We start from the raw sequence: 17773 nt of genomic DNA on the forward strand, positions 1-17773 counted from the left end.
CAGATGTAAGAAATTTAATGATTTAATTTAAAGTACCTGATGGGCCGGTCAAAAACTAAAAATGTGCAAATGGCCTTATTTGAAGCTCATTTGCACATCTGAAATCTGCATATCTGCATATCAATATTCTAATGGCACTATCGGCTCCTTCTTACTGGTCGACATGATCATCATGGTTTGGAAGGTTTTTACAACCGTAATGCGGCTTATTTTTTCCATGATCAATTGCTCGTATGATTTGATGTCGCGCACGTAGCACTTCAGTAAAAAATCGCACTGGCCGGTTACGTGATGGCACTCGGTTACTTCCTTAATGTTTTTTATCTCATCTAAAAAAGTTTGGATGGTGTTTTTTTGATGAAAATCCAACGAAATCTGGATAAAAGTTTTGATACCCAGGCCCAGTTTTTCTTCATCAACCAGCGCATGATAACTTTTAATGTATTCGGCATTTTCCAGCTTACGCACACGCTCAAGCGTTGGTGCCGGCGAAAGGCCAATTTCGTTGGACAATTGAAGGTTGGTTATCCTTCCATTTTCCTGTAATATCTTTAGTATCTGTAAGTCTATTTTATCTAATTCAGCGCCCATAGTGTTGCAAATATAATATATTCCGCATTTCACGAAATTAAATTTTAATTAAAACGAGTAAAACAAAAATATATTTCTCTACTCTTCATATTTTAGATTAGTCTAAATTTTTTATTAGATTTGTATAAATGAACACGTTAGCCGAGGAAAACTATTTAAAATGCATTTACCACCTGGCAACAGGTGCCGGAATGGCCAGCACCAATCAAATTGCAGCATCATTAAATACCAAGGCTTCATCGGTAACAGATATGCTGAAAAGGCTGGCGGATAAGGCGCTGATTAACTATACCCGTTACCAGGGCGTAAGTCTTACGGCTGCAGGCGAGAGGATAGCCATTGGCATTATTCGTAAGCATAGGCTGTGGGAGTATTTTTTGGTTGAGAAGCTGAACTTTAAATGGGACCAGGTACATGATATGGCCGAAGAGATGGAACACATCTCTTCGGAAGAATTAATTGACCGGCTCGACGAATTTATGGGCCATCCAAAGCACGACCCGCACGGTGATCCGATACCCGATTGCAATGGCAAATTTAAATCGGCCGAGCTTAAGCCGGTTTCGGCACTAACAATTAACGATTGCGGGGTTATTTCGGGAGTACGTGATCATACATCGTCATTTTTACAATACCTGGAAAAGCAGCAGCTTACCATCGGCAAAAAAATAACCATTACCGATATCGTCGAATACGATCATTCGGTAGCATTAAAACTTGATACAGATAAAGAAGTACACATCAGCCGCGAGGTTGCCAATAATTTACTGATAGCCCTATGAGCAAAAACAATACAAATGATAATCATTCTTTAGGTAACGTACACAGTTCGGTTAACCCCGAGAGTTTAACCGGGTGGCGTAAAATTATGGCCTTTTTAGGCCCGGCCTACCTGGTTAGCGTGGGCTACATGGATCCCGGCAACTGGGCAACCGATATTGCCGGAGGCAGCGCCTTTGGTTATAAACTCATCTGGGTTTTGTTTGCTTCAAATCTCATTGCTTTGTTACTACAATCGCTGGCCGCCCGGCTGGGCATAGTGCGTGGGCTGGACCTGGCACAGGCCTCTAAGAATGCCTACCCCCGTTTTGTAAATTTTTGCCTGTATATATTGGCCCAGGTTGCCATTATAGCCTGCGATTTGGCCGAAATTATTGGTATGGCCATTGGTTTAAAGTTATTATTCCATTTACCCCTCATTTGGGGAGTATCGCTTACTATAACCGATACAGTGCTGATGCTTTATTTGATGAACAAGGGCATGCGCAAGCTGGAAGGTTTTATTATATCAATGATCTTCATCATCGGCGTTTCGTTCCTGGTCGAGATGTTTATTGTGGGTCCTGATGTAATGGATGTTGCAAAAGGATTTATCCCCAGCAACCTTTTTAAAAACGATGCGGTAAGCCAGCAAATGCTATATATAGCTATTGGCATTATTGGCGCTACGGTAATGCCACACAACCTTTACCTGCACTCGTCGTTAGTGCAAACCCGTAAAATTACCCGTACCGAAGAGGGCTTTAAATCGGCCATAAAATTCAACCTGTTTGATACCGTCATCGCGCTAAACCTTGCTTTTTTTGTAAACGCAGCCATATTGATCCTGGCGGCTACCGCTTTTTTTAAAAACGGTTATTTTCAAGTTGCCGAAATACAGGATGCCTACAAACTGCTGGAACACATATTTGGCCGTATAGCGCCCGTATTGTTTGCTATCGCCCTTATTGCATCGGGGCAAAGTTCAACCATTACTGGTACCCTTGCCGGTCAAATCATTATGGAGGGCCATATTAACCTGCGTATTGAACCATGGCTTCGGCGATTGCTTACGCGGGTATTAGCTATAGTACCGGCAGTATTCACCATCATATACTTCGGAGAAGATGCTTTGGGCAACCTGATTATTTTAAGCCAGGTAGTATTGAGCCTTCAGCTTGGTTTCGCGGTAATTCCGTTAATCCACTTCACATCCGATAAAAAACGGATGGGTAATTTCGCTATCAGCCTTAAAGTAAAAATATTAGCCTGGGCAAGCGCCATACTCATAGTTGGCCTTAATGCCAAACTGGTTTACGATCAAATTGGCGATTGGCTGAAAGGCAACCAGCAAGCTGATTTATACATTTATATTTTTGTTGTACCAATAGTAATTGGGATAGCCCTGTTGCTGCTGTATGTATTTTTCAGGCCGATGTTTTATAAACACAGCGATAAACCTATCTACGTGCCGCATGGCATTGCAAATTCCATTAACGAGCTGGACGCTGTTATATATAAACACCTGGCCATCACCATCGATTTTTCGAAAAACGACAATGATTGTATGCGCCATGCCATTATGCAGGGTGGCAAACACGCTACCTATACCCTTATACACGTGGTAGAAACTGCCGGTGCCCGTTATTACGGCGGCCAGGTAATGGATAGCGAAACCCAAAGCGATTTTGACAACCTGGATAAATACGTACAGGCCATGAAAAAATTAGGTTACAAAGCCGAAGGTGAAATTGGCTTTGGTAACCCGGCAGATGCCATTGCCGATATTGTAAACAAAAACGGGATAGATTTTATTGTGATGGGTTCGCACGGGCACAAAGCTTTAAAAGACCTGATATTTGGAACAACCGTAAACTCGGTACGTCACAAGGTTAATGTGCCTGTGTTGATTGTGAAGCCACAAAAGGGGTAGCCGCTCTTAAATCCTCCCCGGTAGGGAAGACACGAAAACGTTAAAAAAGTCTCCCCAACCGGGGGAGATTTAGAGGGGGCTTTTTTTTTACGTAAGTTTGCACCTTTAGCAGCAGGATACAATGGCCGAGGATAAAATATACATCAAAAATAAAAAAGCTTACTTTGAATATCATGTACTGGACAAATACACGGCCGGCATAAAATTGCTGGGTACCGAAATTAAATCCATCCGCGAGGGTAAAGCCAATATTAATGATGCATTTTGTACTTTCATTAACGGGCAGCTATATGTGCGTAACCTGCACATATCTGAGTATTCATATGGATCATTCTACAACCACGAAGCCAAACGCGACCGTGTTTTGCTGCTCAACAAAAAAGAGCTCAAAAAACTTCTAACCCGTGGCGAAGAAAAAGGCTTAACCATTATCCCCCTTGCCCTGTTCATCAGCGAGCGCGGTTTTGCCAAGCTGGAAATCGGTTTAGCACAAGGTAAAAAGACTTTTGACAAGCGGGACACCATGAAAGAGCGCGATACCAAAATTGAAATGGATAGGGCGATGAAAAGGTAACTTGATTTGGGATTTCGGATGTTCGATTTCGGATTTAGAGAATGTATTATTCTAAATTTAAATCAAATCTCAATTTAAAAATCCGAAATCGAAAATCCAAATTCCGAAATCTTTATTACCAGGCCTTATCCCCTACCAACGGTACAAACCTAAAGGTGTCCAGCACAATTTTTTCATAGTCATGTTCAGCCACTTTCAGGATGGTTATCATTTTCTGGGTTTCTTCATCGCCTACGGGGATTACCAAAATGCCGCCTATTTTTAATTGTTTGAGTAAAATTTCGGGAACGGTTGGCGCACCTGCGGTTACAATGATCTTATCGTAAGGGGCATGTTTTGCTATGCCGATAGAGCCATCGCCACAAAAAAAGTTGGCTTTATAACCCATTTTTTCGGGCAATACATATTTTGTTTTTTCGTAGAGTTTTTCCTGCCGTTCGATGGTGTAAACAGTAGCACCCATCTCTAATAAAACACAGGTTTGGTAGCCCGAGCCGGTGCCGATCTCTAATACCTTATCTCCCTTGCGGATGTGCAGCAGTTCGGTTTGATAGGCTACCGTATACGGCTGCGAAATGGTTTGCCCCTCGCCTATCGGGAAGGCGATATCTTTGTAAGCCTGGTTCCAGAAAGTTTCGGCAAAAAAATAGTGGCGGGGTACGGTACCAATTGCCTTTAACACGTCCTGATCCTGGATGCCCTTTTTCTCCAACAAATCAACCAGCCGTTTACGGGCACCTTTTTCGCGATAATTATCGATGTACTTTTGAGCCATTACACAGTAAAGTTAGCAGGATTTTGGTGATTTTGGGAGAGGGATTGAACAGCAAATCGTAAACACTTATGTGTTAACCAATAAATTTCTACTTTGTCATCCTGAGGAACGAAGGATCTATTGACTATGCAAGACCATTAGAAAAGTTCGCCAATAAAGTCGTCGTCCCTACGCATATGGTATATCCAATTTTCCTGTCATCCTGAGGTACGAAGGATCTATCAGTCGTGCATGACCGATAGAAAAGTTCGTGAATAGATCCTTCGTACCTCAGGATGACAGTCGTTTATTTTTGATTGTTATCTCCCCTTCAGAATCCGCGGATTTTACCGCTCAGAGTGACAAAAGGGAAACATTATTTAATAAGGATCCACATCCGGCTGCACAATACTTCCCTTACTCAGCTTCGTAGTCTGAAACTGTACAATCACATCCTTTAATATCGCCTTTGCCTTTATAATCGAAATTCCATCCTTCTCAAACTTTAGCATGATAGATTTGATATAAAAATTACGAATGCGGCTAATCAATGGCGACTCGGGACCAATCACTCTTTCGCCAAAGTGCTTGCGCAACTCATTGGCCAGGTAAACCGATTGATTATACAGTATTTCGGGATTTTTATGTTTGATATCCAAATTAATAATACGGTAGAATGGCGGATATTTAAAACTCTTACGCTCGGCCATTTCGGTATAATACAGATCATTGTAATCATTAGCAATCACCTGTTTAATGATGCGATGGAACGGATCATAAGTTTGTATTACCACCTTACCCTGCTTGCCTCTGCGCCCTGCCCTGCCGCTTACCTGGGCCAGCATCTGGAAACTGCGCTCATTAGCGCGGTAATCCGGAAACTTGAGTAAACTATCTGCATTAATGATCCCGATTAAGGTAACGTCGCTAAAATCGAGCCCTTTGGCTACCATTTGGGTGCCTACCAGTATATCTATCTTTTTTTCTTCCAGGTCGTTCAAAATGGTTTGCAGCGAATTGCGGGCACGGGTGGTATCCAGGTCCATACGGGCAATACGTGCATCGGGCAATAGTAGGCTTAACTCGTCCTCAATTTTCTCGGTACCAAAACCCTTGTATTCCAGGTGTGTGGATCCACATGCCGGGCAAATGGAAGGTGAATCTTCCTTATACCCGCAGTAATGACAATGCAGCTTGCCGCTGCTTTTATGATAAGTAAGGCTTACATCGCAATTGATACACTTGGGCGTAAAGGCGCAAATTTTGCACATCAGCACCGGGGCATAGCCACGCCGGTTCTGGAACAATATCACCTGCTCTTTATTGGCCAATGCTTCGGTTATACCGGCCATCAACACACTGGTAAAGTGCGACTGGATGGTCTTTTGCTTCGTTTCCGTGGCAATACTCACAACTTCCACATTGGGCAACTCTACCCCTCCAAAACGCTCTGTAAGTTCTGCAAAACCATATTTGCCGGTTTTAGCATTGTGATAACTTTCAAACGAAGGCGTGGCCGAACCCAGCAAAACCTTGCCGTGGTGCATGCTGGCCAAAAATATGGCAGCATCGCGCGCATTGTAGCGGGGAGCAGGATCGAACTGTTTGTACGATGTCTCGTGCTCTTCATCAACAATAATCAACCCAAGGTCATTAAAAGGCAAAAACAAGGATGATCGTGCACCCAATATCACCTTATAATCGTTATTAAGCACTTTTTGCCAAACCTCTACCCGCTCGTTATCATTAAAACGGGAGTGGTATACACCAATGTCGGCACCAAAGTAAATACGCAGCCGTTCGATGATGTGGGTGGTAAGCGCAATTTCGGGCAACAGGTAAAGCACCTGCCTGTCGTTGCGCATCATCTCCTCAATCAGCCTGATATAAAGCTGTGTTTTACCAGACGAGGTTACGCCATGCAGTAACGTAACATCTTTTTCAAGGAACTGCCGCCCGATGCTCTCCAGTACTTCCGTTTGTTGGTCGCTCAGATCAAAATTGGTAATGGCGTCCAAATCTTCCTCAAAATGAAGCCGGCTTACGTTCTTCTCAACCGCGAACAAAATTTCTTTTTCCATCAGCGATTTTATGCTCGATTCTCCGGCCCCGCTCTCCTCAATCAGTTCGTTTTTGGTGACAGCCTTTTGGGTACGCGATAGTTTGATGTAGGCCAGTAAGGCATCCGCTTGTTTAGCCGCGCGTTTTTCCAATATCGGAAATAGCTCGCGCAGGTTATCTGGATTATTGTAAACCGGATTTAGGGTGATAAAAGTACGTTTGCGGGGCTTGTAACGCTCGCTTACTTCTTCGCTGATGTGGATGAGGTTTTTCTCAAACATCAGCTTCAAAATAGGCATAACTGTTTTTTGGCCTAACAGTTTAGCTATGTCGCTTATAGTTAACTCGGGCTGAATATCCAGTGCCTCCACAATTAAAAACTCCTTATCGTGCAGGGCGCTCCGGTCTATATCAAATTCTTTATTAAGTTCAATTTTGGTTTCGCTGGCCAGTTTCAGCGCGGCAGGCAGCGCGGCGTTCATTACCTCGCCTACGTTGCACATGTAATAATCGGCCACCCATTGCCAAAAGTGAAGTTGGTGGGGCGTAACTACCGGCAGGTTATCCAATACCTCAATAATATACTTGGCCTCATACTTTTCGGGGGCCAGTTCGCTTATTCCTTTTATAACGGCTGTATAAAGCTTGCTTTTACCAAACTGCACCACTACCCTTTTACCAATGGCAACAGCATTGTTCATTTCAAATGGTACGCGATAAGTGTAATTTTTTGAGATAGACAGCGGCAAAATCACTTCTACAAAAAGTGTTTTACGATCAGTATGCTCAAATTCGGTAAACTCTAACATTGATTAATTGCTAACAAATTGTTTTATTTGACCGTCATTGCGAGGAATGAAGCAATCCCCGATGTGCTAAGTCCCACATAGTTTGGGATTGCTTCGTACCTCGCAATGACGTAGGATATATATTCTATGCAAGGAAAAAGTCCCTTATCCTTTGTCCGAAAGCCCCTTGTAGCTAAAGGCAGCAATCGCCATCATCAGCCAGCCTAAAATAAACAGCAGGCCGCCAAGTGGTGTTATTGGCCCCATGTATATCAGCCAGCTCCAGCCTATGATATCGCGGCAGCTTAACAGGTATAACGACCCCGAAAAAAATATTATCCCGAAGGTAAACAGGTAATAAGCGGCTTTAATCAGCTTCCCTTTTGGTTCTTTAAAGGTAGATAGAAAAAGCAGGGCAAATACGTGGTAAAAATTATATTGTACGGCAGTATGCCAAACCTCTAACTGGCTGGGTTGCAAAACTGCTTTAAGCCCATGTGCCCCAAAAGCCCCCGTTATTACGGCCAGCATTCCTAAAAACGAAGCGGTGACGATTATTTGTTTGTTCATGCAGATATAAAAAGCTAAGTTAACCAATTGAAAGTATTACTTTAATGCCGCAGGGTAAAATTCTACCTTTGTAAAGCAAACCGCTATGAGACGACTGATAGTAACCACCATAATTTTACTGGCTGCCACTGTATTTATAACGGTTGTATATTTTAAAAATTTAAACCCGCCCGGGGTACGTAATAACCGGGTGATGCAAAGCATTCCCGATAACGCGGTAGCTGTATTTGAATTTAATAACGAGAAAGGTTTTTACGATATTTTTAATGGCAACCACCTTTTAGCGGCTGTTGTTGGCAAACAAAAATTAAGCGACCTGGATACCTTACGCAGGTTGCTGATGTCGTCGGCCTTGTCTGATCAATTTTTTTCGGGCCAAAATATTTTCGTTTCCGTTCATCCGGCCGATAACGACGATATAGGATTATTGGTAACCACAACGGCATCTGTAGGTTTTGAGTCAAACTCATTTAACCTGATAGCCGCACAATCAAAAGGAGCGCTTTCAATAGCTGTTAACCACAATGCTTTTGGGCTTGAATATGACATTTGGGTAAAAGCCATTAACAAGCACTTTTACCTTATTAAAAAAGAGGATAATATTGTTGTGGGCAGTTTTTCAAAAGATTTGGTAAACCGAAGCGAGCTATATAAAAGCGACAAAAGCAAAACCATATTTGTACCCCTGCCCGAACAACAGAATGCCAACTCGCTGGCCAACTTATACATCAATTACGGGCAGCTATCTCCATTGCTCGACGAGTTTTTTAAAAACAAAAATACCGATATTTTTAAAAGCTTCCGTTTGTTACCGGCCGTGGCCGCACTTAGCATAAATTATAAAAACGATGCATTGATGTTTAACGGGTTAACCAGCTTAGATAGCCATACCTACAGTTATTTAAACCTGTTCGCCAGGCAACAGCCTGTTAGCAATCATTTAAAAGATATGTTCCCGGCAACTACAGCTTATAGTATTTGTTTCGCCGTATCCGATCCGCAAAAGTTTGAGGCCGACTTATCGCAATGGCACGTTAAAGCAGGGGTAAACAGCGAAAAAGGTAAGCTTTTTGATAAAATAAGACAAGAAACCGGGTTATTCTTAAAAACAGAATTTGAGCCTTTGTTAAGTAATGAATTTGCCGTGGTAACTACCCGCTACCAGGAAAAATTTGCCATTATTACTATTAAGGACGGATCAAAACTATTGCCTTTAATGACCAACATCAGCACCATGGTAACCGATCATATAGGGCAGTTTAATTACGAAAAGCTGCCTTTTTTTTTATTGGGCGATGCTTTCAGTATTTTCAGGAAACCATATTTCATGATTGTAGATAACTACCTTGTGCTGGCGGCATCCTCATCCGAGTTGGTTAGCTATACTGATACCTATATCAACCGTAAATTCATCAGCAAAACCGAACAATATAACCAGTTTGACAATTTGCTGGCCGAGCGGAGCAATGTGGCTTTTTTTATCAATTTTAAAAATGCGCAACCAATATTAAAGCGCGATCTTAAAGATCCATTTTATGATGCCTTTGAAAACAACCATCCCGGCTGGAAAGATTTTTATGGCGCAGCCTATCAATTCACAGCGTCCGACAGGAATTTTTACACTAACTTTTGTATAAAAGCGAACAATATCGACACAGCAGCGTTAACAAAATAAAATTACTTTGGTCATTTCACAACCAACTTACGTTCAAATACGTTAAAACTACCGATTAATTTATTCTTTTTTACAGATAACCGTTTTTGAATTTTATCTTTAAAAAATTAAACGGACTAAGGCTCGCGAGATATTATATGAATAAAATTTACATTCTTTTCTTCTTTTTGCTCATCTCTTTCTCGGCTTCGGCCCAGCAATTTTCGCAGTATAACACCGGCACGCTCTACGATTCATTCGAAAACCCATCTGTAAGATCATTTATACCCGATTCAAGCAGGCAATACGCTTTTAACTTTTTTTTACCAACCTTTGGTGCAAACGCTTATGTGACGGGGGATATTCAGCAGGCGCTTAAAAACAGGATTTTTTCTACTACTCCAACTTATAAAGCATCGGCACTTCAAATCGGCAAAAGCAAGTACAACCACTTTAATGCCAATGTTAATGCCTACGGCATTATGCTTAAATCGTTCACAAGTCTTAACGGCGATGTGGAAATGGGTTTTTCATACCAACTAAAAGCAGAAAGCCGTGGCCTGGTATCTGATGAAACTATTGCTTTGTTTGATAATGTTGCCAACTTTAAAGACAATCCTTATGATGATATCTTTAACAATCATTTTCAATTGCAAACCTATAACCAGATCAGTTATTCATACCGCGAACGGATCAATAAACAGTTTGCCTTTGGTTTTAAGTTGAGTGCTTTGTTAGGTGTAAAATATTCAAAATTTGATATTACAGGCTCGCATGCCGTGTTTGATTCCGTTAACAACCAGGCCACCCTCAGCATGCGCGGCCGTTATTATTCAAGCTACATACCGGGCCAGCCATCGGCGCATGATTACCTGCCTACATTTCGAAGCCCAGGCGCATCAATAACCATCGGAACATCGTACATAACCGACGACAAAATAACCATACAGGCCAATATTAAAGATTTAGGCTTTATACACTGGAGCAGCCGTTCGCTTGCTTCTGATTTTGATAATACTACAACCATAACAGGGTTAGCGTCTGGTCATCGGGAAGATAGCATATACAACGCGGTAATTAAGCTATTCAGAAGCACTGAAGCGATGTCAAAAATTGGATCGTTCACTACAAAAACAAATGCAAAGGGCGAATTAAGCGCCTCCAAAACTTATTGGATTGATCCGGATAATAATTTTAAATACACCCCAACCCTAATAGGCTCAAAAGAGTTTTGGTTTACAGGCTTTACTGCTGCTTTGGTTAACCATGTGCAATATCAAAACTATACCGCTACTATTACGGCCAGTTACGATGATATGAAGCTGTTTAATGTAGGTGCTCAGTTGATGTATAAAACCCCGAACTTTGAGGTATACGGAGGCTCCGAAAGGCTTATTAACACAGGCAGGCTTGCATTTGCCGCCCTGGGTAACCAAACCCAGATAGATCACATTGGCACCTACTCAGGTATGGACATATTTCTCGGTTTCTCGCTAAAATTTGGCGCCGTGATTGAGCATCCCATGAACTCAAGTTATATCCCTATGGGAGAAAAAGGCTTCTTTGGCCGACTGTGGGGAAGATTGTTTAAAACAGGCAATTAAATATAGAGTCAAGATATTAGAGTCAAGAATCAAGACAGCTTCAACTTGCGGATTGTTTGTGTTTTTAAATTAACCTTTAAGTGAACACGAACAGATTATTACAGGTTGCTTTTTTTCTTTGATCATCGCTCCAAAAGTCTTAACTCTTGACTCTAACCTCTTGACTCTTTCTTAACTCCGGCTATAAAATCCTTCAGATAATACGGTTCAAAATACGCTACATCTTCGAAATCTTTATTAGCAAATTTTTCGGCTGACTTTTGGGTAAGATACGTTGCAGAGTTTTCGAAATTGCGTAGAAAACGAGCGTTGGGATTGCCGCCTAAAATAGCTTCACACTTATCGGCGCCATCGCCAAAAAAAAGAATTTGGTTATTATTTAGCAAATGAGCAAAACTATGCTCATCAATAATTTCGGCGGCTGTATCTTTAAGTTTTTCGCCGGCTATATTAAAAACAGCACAATAAACCTCCATTCTGCGGGCGTCAATCATGGGGCATAGCAACGTGTTTTTATCGATAGATATACTATTATCATTAATTACGCCATAAGCCATGGCCTCCAAAGTTTCTATAGCTATTAGTGGCCTATCAAGCGCGAAACAAAGCCCTTTTGCTGTTGATACTCCTATCCGCAAACCTGTGTACGAACCTGGGCCGCAGCTTACCGCAATAGCATCCAGGTCGCGGTAAGTAAAATTACCGCCGGCTATAAGCTCTTCCGTAAACAAAGTAATTACCTCGGCGTGTTTATTACGCTCGTTTACTTGCTTAAAGGCCAAAACCTTACCACCAGCAGCTAATGCTACTGAGCACGATGTTGTTGCAGTTTCTATTTGTAAAATAAGGCCCATTTTTTTCAGTTGTGAGTTGTCGGTTGTGAGTTGTGAGTTGAAAAATTCCAATCGCAATCACCCCCATAACACAAAATATTTAACCTTTTAAGTTTGAGGCAGCAAAAATAAACTCAAAACTTAAAACTAATTAAGGTACAGGGTCATGCCCGTGCCCTCCCCAGGGATTGCAGCTGGCAATTCGTTTAATGGTTAGCCACCCGCCTTTGAAGGCACCGTGCTTCCTGATAGCCTCTACCCCATATTGCGAGCATGTTGGCGTATACCTGCACGAAGCACCCGTCATCGGCGAAATAAAATACTGGTATATTTTTATCAGTGCGATAAAAATATAGCCTATCAGCTGTTTAAACAACCTTACCAGCGCCATCATACAACGGTGTTATTGGCAGCAGTTAATTGCTCAGACAACAGCGTAAGCATCTTCAGCATCTTTTTTTCGATGGTGCTATACGGCACAATCTCCTTACCAATATAACCTATAGACAACACGATGGTTTTATCGGCTGTTTGCAGCAAATTGTATAAGTTTTGTTGTTTGTGTAACCGGTAGCTTTCGCGCATACAGCGCTTTATTAAATTCCGGTCAACAGCATGTTTATAACGCTTTTTGGAAACCGAAAATAATATTTGGGCAGGAAATTGCTGTGGTTCTGTATGATACAACCACGAGGCCTTAAAAGGATAACACAAAAAAGAAGAGCCGCTATGAAAAAGCTTATCAATAAGCCTCTTATTACATAACCGTTCTTCTTTTTTAAAAGTATACATAGTTGCTTATCTGGAACCGGGATTTAAGCAGACAATCGGTATCCATTGATTGGCAAAATGCCAACCAGCGCAACCGGTTTATGCTTTATGACGACCCTCGTCAGAAACTGATAATCTTTTTCTGCCTTTAGCTCTTCTGGCTGCTAATATTCTCCTGCCGTTAGCAGTTGACATGCGTTCACGGAATCCGTGTTTATTTCTTCTTTTTCTTTGAGAAGGCTGAAACGTTCTTTTCATAACTATTTATTCTATTCGTCGTTTTAAAAACAAGAGCGCAAATGTAGTAATATTTTAAAACTTTTCAAACACTATTTTTCTTATTTGCCGCTCTATATTTATTGCTGTAAATTAAGCGTTTTAAAACCACACTATGAAACTATCTATCCTGCTGCTTATCATTTGTTTACCTTTTGTTGCATTAAGCCAGGCAACCCAAACGGTTCATTATAAAATATATAGCACAGCAACCCAAAAAACGGTAACGGTTACCGATATTATCAATAATATGGCCAGGGCCGATGTATTGTTTTTTGGCGAGGAACACAATGATTCTACCGGGCACATGCTGGAGTTTGACCTTTTCAAGCAACTTGCGCAACAATATCCCGGCAAAACAGCCTTATCTATGGAAATGTTTACTACAGATTGCCAACTGGTATTAAACGAATATCTGAACGGCCTCATCCGTGAAAAAAATCTGACAAGCGATGCGCGCACCTGGCCCAATTATAAAGATTATCGCCCAATGGTTGAGCTGGCCAAACAAAGCCAAATACCTGTGGTAGCAGCAAACGCGCCATCGCGTTATACTAACATGGTAACACGCAATGGCTTAAACAGCCTGCAGCAACTTGATGCGCAAGCCAAAGGTTATCTCGCTCCCCTGCCTATTGACACGGCTACGGGGCCCTATTACGATAAATTTGTAAAGATAATGGGCGGCCATGCCGCTATGGCAGGAATGCAAATTTATCAATCACAAAACCTTTGGGATGCAACCATGGGTTGGTCAATAGCACAGTTTTATAAAAAACATGCTGATTTTAAGATCATGCAAATTAACGGCGGCTTTCATAGCGAAGAAAAAATGGGCACCGTTGCCCAGCTAAAGAAATACGCTCCAAAAGCACGTGTTATCACCATAGGCGCTTATGCGGATGATAGTTTTGATAACCCCGACTGGAGCAAATTCAGTACGCTGGCAGATTATATTATCCTGACAGACCCCAGGTTACCAAAGAGCTTTTAGACCATAGCTGATGGTTCATGGATTAACATCAAAGCTACAATCCATGAACTATATCAGCTATCGGACATTAAGATTTCCGGGCTGCTAAAAGATCTCTGATTTCAGTAAGTAAAACCTCTTCTTTTGTCGGAGCTGGTTCGGGTGCCGGAGCAGCCTCAGGTTCGGGCGTGCGCTTCATAGCATTGATTGTTTTTACAATAAGAAAAATACAAAAAGCGACAATTAAAAACTCAATGGTGATGTTAATAAAATTACCAATATTAACAGACACATCGGGTATTTTTTTATCGGCATCGCCATGCTTCAGCAATATCTTGATATCTTTAAAATCCACACCGCCTGTAACAAGCCCAATTGGCGGCATAATTATATCTGTTACCAGCGAGGTAACTATTTTACCGAAAGCGGCGCCAACAATAACACCTACTGCAAGGTCAACAACGTTGCCGCGAAGGGCAAATTCCTTAAATTCTTTAACTACAGCCATGATATTGATTTTTGGTTAAGATTATTAACACACTAATCAAACAAAAGTTTTTATTCAGCATTTAACATCATTGTTCCATTTACCGTAAGTTATTTTAAAGTTAACGGTAATTGATGTATTTTTGCGCACGTCTTAACTATGCTAAAACAAAACCTTCAACAAAAACTATTACAAAAGTTATCGCCACAGCAAATACAATTTATAAAATTGCTGCAGGTGCCTACCGTATCCCTTGATACCCGTATTAAAGAAGAACTGGAAGAAAACCCTGCGCTTGAGGACCTGAGCTTAACAAATTTGAACGAGCCTGTTGAAGAATACCCGGACCGCGACCCTGACGAAGACACCTTTAACGGCGATGAAGAAAAGGGAGAAATGGATGAGTTTAACATAGACGATTATTTACAGGATGACAATGTAAATGACTACGGATCGCGTTATGACCAAAATGGTGATGACGAGGATGAGCGAAAAGAGATACCTATTGCTGTACAAAGCTCGTTTTTTGAAAGTCTGCAACTGCAGCTTGACCTGTTGCCATTAAGTGATAAGGATTTCAGAATAGGCAAACAGATCATTGGCAGCCTTGACGATGATGGCTATCTGCGACGCCCTATCATGTCACTTACCGACGATCTGGCCTTCTCGCAAAACGTAATGGCCGAAGACGAGGAAGTTGAAGACATGTTAAAAGTGATTCAAAACTTTGATCCGGCCGGCGTAGGTGCGCGTAGCCTGCAGGAATGCCTGCTTATTCAACTTCGTAAAAAAGACCCTAATGACCCTATCATAAAAAAGGCAATTATTGTTGTTGAGCAATACCTTGACGAATTTACCCGCAAACATTACGATAAGCTGGAAAAATCGTTAAACATGGATTCGGATGAGTTACGTGGCGTTATCAACGAGATTTTAAAACTTAACCCCAAACCGGGTGATAGTAACGAGATTAACACCAAACAAATGCAGGTGATTCCTGATTTTCATATCACCAATAATGATGGCGTGCTGATACTCACCTTAAACTCTAAAAACGCACCCGAGTTGCGCGTGAGCCGTTCATACCAGGAGATGTTTCAACATTACGATAAGGCATCGCAAAAGGATAAGAAGCTAAAAGAAGCGGTGCAGTTTGTAAAACAAAAACTCGACTCGGCCAAATGGTTTATTGATGCTATTAAACAGCGGCAGCAAACATTGCTTAAAACAATGAATGCCATTATGCAATATCAGTACGAGTTTTTCCTAACAGGTGATGATAAGAACCTGAAACCGATGATCCTGAAGGATATTGCCGACAGGATAAACATGGACATCAGTACCGTATCGCGCGTGGCCAATTCAAAGTACGTTCAAACAGAGTTTGGTACATTTCTGCTAAAATCCTTCTTCTCAGAAGCCATCCAGACCGAAAGCGGCGAAGAGGTATCTAATAAAGAGGTTAAAAAGATATTGGAAGAACATATTGGCAAAGAAGACAAACGCCACCCGCTTGCCGATGAAAAACTGACCGATATATTAAAAGATGCCGGTTATAACATAGCCCGCCGCACCGTAGCCAAATACCGCGAGCAAATGAATATCCCGGTTGCAAGGCTACGCAGGGAATTGTAAATTACAGATGTGCAGATTTCAGATGTGTAGATGGAATTAATGTTGCGGGTGATTTAGTCGTTTCGAATGTAAGTTTTGTATTGGAGAAATTGAACTAACACTGTTGCGGTTTTGTTGCGATTTTTAAATATGACAATTCTTAATTTATTGACTATTAGATAATTGACATTTTTATCTGTTTCACCTGTTGCGAACGCAACACTTTTCAGTAAAACGACTAAAATCTGAAAGAGGCTGTATCATAAATCAAAATGACCGCCTGAGAATCGCCTGTACGAAAATTGCCTCCATCAGGTACCCGAGTAAATCACACAAAAAAGAGGCTGATCATGATTTATGATACAGCCTCTTTCTTTTTAATGGGATATATTGCTCGTTATCCGCGCCTCTCCTATCTTGATACTTGATACTAACTACTTGATACTTCCTTAAAAAGTATGTTGCGGGCAAGTAACTTTATAACGGTTGTTGAGCAGGATTCCTATAACTATTTCGTGCGATCCGTTACTTACTGTGTTTAGGGCCGAGGTGGTAAAATCATAAGAGTAACCAACATTTATAAACGAGCTAAGGTTGAAACCAACCATGGCCGCAAAAGAATCGCTGCGGCGGTATGAGCCGCCTAACCAAAATTTGTCCTGGAACGATATTTTCATATTTACATCAAAAGTAGTAGGCACCGGCTGTATCACCTTAACCAATACCGATGGGATAAGTGTAACATCATCAGACAAGAACAGCTTGGTGCCAGCCGTAAAGAAGTAGTGTGGCACCGTTTTGTTTAACGATGACGACCCGGTTACATATAGGCTTTGCGGCAGTATTTGCTGCACCGAAACGCCAAAAAAGTAATCAGAAGCATAAGCCCAAACTCCAAAACCCAAATCAGGTTTCCACTGATTGGTATTAAGGGTGGCCAGGATGGGATCAGAGTCATCTACCCCGCCAAAATGAAGTGCCGCTTTATCCAACACGTTGTGACTTACGCCTGCAGATACGCCTACCGCCAGGTTCAACCTATCGGTAAGGCCTAAATGATAAGCATAAGTAGCATCGATAGTAGTTTGGCTTATGGGTCCTGTTTTATCGGATACCAAGGTTAAGCCGATGCCGTGGTGCGGCTCCGCAGCCTGGTATTGCTGGGTATATAACCTGCTTGAAGGATTAAGCCCGCCGCTTGCCGGGAAGGCTGTAGCATCGCCCTGCACAAACCTATCGCCAATAGGCGCGTTAATGCTCAAATAGCCTGTTGTGGGTGCACCTTCAAGCCCTGTCCATTGGCTACGGTAGCCCGCTTTAACATCGGTATAATTCTCAATCCCGGTTAAGGCTGGGTTTAGCAGGTAATTATTAAAAATATATTGGGTGTATTGAGGCTTTTGCTGCGCATGGGCAAATTGTACACCTGTAGTAAAAAAAACAATCGCGTATAAAATTCTCTTCATCAATTTATCTTATGATGGCTACAAAAAACCAAATAACATTGCGTCCGGTTTAGGCTTCACTATGT

At 41.7% G+C, this 17773-nt stretch carries 17 protein-coding genes; 7 read left to right on the top strand and 10 right to left on the bottom strand.

Annotation, left to right across the window (positions count from 1 at the left end; genetic code table 11):
- Positions 1-120: 120 nt before the first annotated feature.
- The gene (locus AC1RM2_RS00590) at positions 121-591 is read right to left on the bottom strand and encodes an Lrp/AsnC family transcriptional regulator (RefSeq protein WP_090649916.1); all 471 of its coding nucleotides are present in this window, start codon (positions 589-591) and stop codon (positions 121-123) included.
- Positions 592-719: 128 nt separating this feature from the next.
- Between AC1RM2_RS00590 and AC1RM2_RS00595 the strand changes: the two genes are divergently transcribed.
- The 3 genes from AC1RM2_RS00595 to smpB all read left to right on the top strand — a co-directional run bounded on the left by AC1RM2_RS00595 (position 720) and on the right by smpB (position 3857).
- Entirely contained in the window at positions 720-1373 is a 654-nt protein-coding gene (locus AC1RM2_RS00595; RefSeq protein ID WP_492982353.1) for a metal-dependent transcriptional regulator, read from the top strand.
- On the top strand, positions 1370-3283 hold the full coding sequence (locus AC1RM2_RS00600; RefSeq protein ID WP_492982355.1) for an Nramp family divalent metal transporter: 1914 nt from the start codon (positions 1370-1372) through the stop codon (positions 3281-3283). The genes AC1RM2_RS00595 and AC1RM2_RS00600 overlap by 4 nt, the downstream gene beginning before the upstream one ends.
- A 121-nt stretch (positions 3284-3404) precedes the next feature.
- Positions 3405-3857 (top strand): SsrA-binding protein SmpB, encoded by a 453-nt coding sequence (gene smpB / locus AC1RM2_RS00605; RefSeq protein WP_090649909.1) that lies wholly within the window; start codon positions 3405-3407, stop codon positions 3855-3857.
- Positions 3858-3972: 115 nt separating this feature from the next.
- On the opposite strand, the gene AC1RM2_RS00610 is transcribed toward smpB, so the two are convergent.
- From AC1RM2_RS00610 to AC1RM2_RS00620, 3 genes are all read right to left on the bottom strand, one after another.
- Positions 3973-4632 (bottom strand): protein-L-isoaspartate(D-aspartate) O-methyltransferase, encoded by a 660-nt coding sequence (locus AC1RM2_RS00610; RefSeq protein ID WP_492982358.1) that lies wholly within the window; start codon positions 4630-4632, stop codon positions 3973-3975.
- Between the two features lie 359 nt (positions 4633-4991).
- Entirely contained in the window at positions 4992-7481 is a 2490-nt protein-coding gene (priA, locus tag AC1RM2_RS00615) for a replication restart helicase PriA (protein ID WP_492982360.1), read from the bottom strand.
- A 144-nt stretch (positions 7482-7625) separates the two neighbouring features.
- On the bottom strand, positions 7626-8030 hold the full coding sequence (locus AC1RM2_RS00620) for a DUF423 domain-containing protein (RefSeq protein ID WP_492982362.1): 405 nt from the start codon (positions 8028-8030) through the stop codon (positions 7626-7628).
- An 85-nt stretch (positions 8031-8115) separates the two neighbouring features.
- On the opposite strand from AC1RM2_RS00620, the gene AC1RM2_RS00625 reads away from it, so the two are divergent.
- Both AC1RM2_RS00625 and AC1RM2_RS00630 read left to right on the top strand, forming a co-directional pair.
- Positions 8116-9705: a hypothetical protein gene (locus tag AC1RM2_RS00625; protein ID WP_492982364.1), complete on the top strand. Its 1590-nt coding sequence runs from the start codon at positions 8116-8118 to the stop codon at positions 9703-9705.
- Between the two features lie 137 nt (positions 9706-9842).
- Positions 9843-11288 carry a DUF5723 family protein gene (locus AC1RM2_RS00630; protein WP_492982366.1) on the top strand — a complete coding sequence of 482 codons (1446 nt, stop codon included), beginning with the start codon at positions 9843-9845 and terminating at the stop codon, positions 11286-11288.
- Between the two features lie 152 nt (positions 11289-11440).
- Here AC1RM2_RS00630 and tsaB read toward each other — a convergent pair whose 3' ends face one another.
- The 4 genes from tsaB to rpmH all read right to left on the bottom strand — a co-directional run bounded on the left by tsaB (position 11441) and on the right by rpmH (position 13150).
- Positions 11441-12142, bottom strand: a complete 702-nt coding sequence (tsaB, locus tag AC1RM2_RS00635) for a tRNA (adenosine(37)-N6)-threonylcarbamoyltransferase complex dimerization subunit type 1 TsaB (protein ID WP_492982368.1) — start codon at positions 12140-12142, stop codon at positions 11441-11443.
- A 130-nt stretch (positions 12143-12272) separates the two neighbouring features.
- Complete coding sequence (yidD, locus tag AC1RM2_RS00640; protein WP_492982370.1) at positions 12273-12515, bottom strand: membrane protein insertion efficiency factor YidD; 243 nt, start codon at positions 12513-12515, stop codon at positions 12273-12275.
- Positions 12512-12913, bottom strand: coding sequence for a ribonuclease P protein component (gene rnpA, locus AC1RM2_RS00645; protein ID WP_492982372.1), 402 nt, complete (start codon positions 12911-12913; stop codon positions 12512-12514). Before rnpA ends, yidD begins: the two co-directional genes overlap by 4 nt.
- Before the next feature lie 78 nt (positions 12914-12991).
- Positions 12992-13150 carry a 50S ribosomal protein L34 gene (rpmH, locus tag AC1RM2_RS00650; RefSeq protein WP_076375290.1) on the bottom strand — a complete coding sequence of 53 codons (159 nt, stop codon included), beginning with the start codon at positions 13148-13150 and terminating at the stop codon, positions 12992-12994.
- Between the two features lie 133 nt (positions 13151-13283).
- On the opposite strand from rpmH, the gene AC1RM2_RS00655 reads away from it, so the two are divergent.
- Positions 13284-14162 (top strand): ChaN family lipoprotein, encoded by an 879-nt coding sequence (locus AC1RM2_RS00655; protein ID WP_492982375.1) that lies wholly within the window; start codon positions 13284-13286, stop codon positions 14160-14162.
- 67 nt (positions 14163-14229) lie between these two features.
- Here the strand turns inward: AC1RM2_RS00655 and mscL are convergent, their stop codons facing one another.
- On the bottom strand, positions 14230-14649 hold the full coding sequence (mscL, locus tag AC1RM2_RS00660) for a large-conductance mechanosensitive channel protein MscL (protein WP_492982377.1): 420 nt from the start codon (positions 14647-14649) through the stop codon (positions 14230-14232).
- 138 nt (positions 14650-14787) lie between these two features.
- Between mscL and rpoN the strand changes: the two genes are divergently transcribed.
- Positions 14788-16263: an RNA polymerase factor sigma-54 gene (rpoN, locus tag AC1RM2_RS00665; RefSeq protein WP_090652946.1), complete on the top strand. Its 1476-nt coding sequence runs from the start codon at positions 14788-14790 to the stop codon at positions 16261-16263.
- A 428-nt stretch (positions 16264-16691) separates the two neighbouring features.
- Here rpoN and AC1RM2_RS00670 read toward each other — a convergent pair whose 3' ends face one another.
- Positions 16692-17708 carry a PorP/SprF family type IX secretion system membrane protein gene (locus tag AC1RM2_RS00670; RefSeq protein WP_492982379.1) on the bottom strand — a complete coding sequence of 339 codons (1017 nt, stop codon included), beginning with the start codon at positions 17706-17708 and terminating at the stop codon, positions 16692-16694.
- Positions 17709-17773 lie beyond the last annotated feature (65 nt).

The organism is Mucilaginibacter sp. GW822-FHT03E02 (assembly GCF_058801545.1).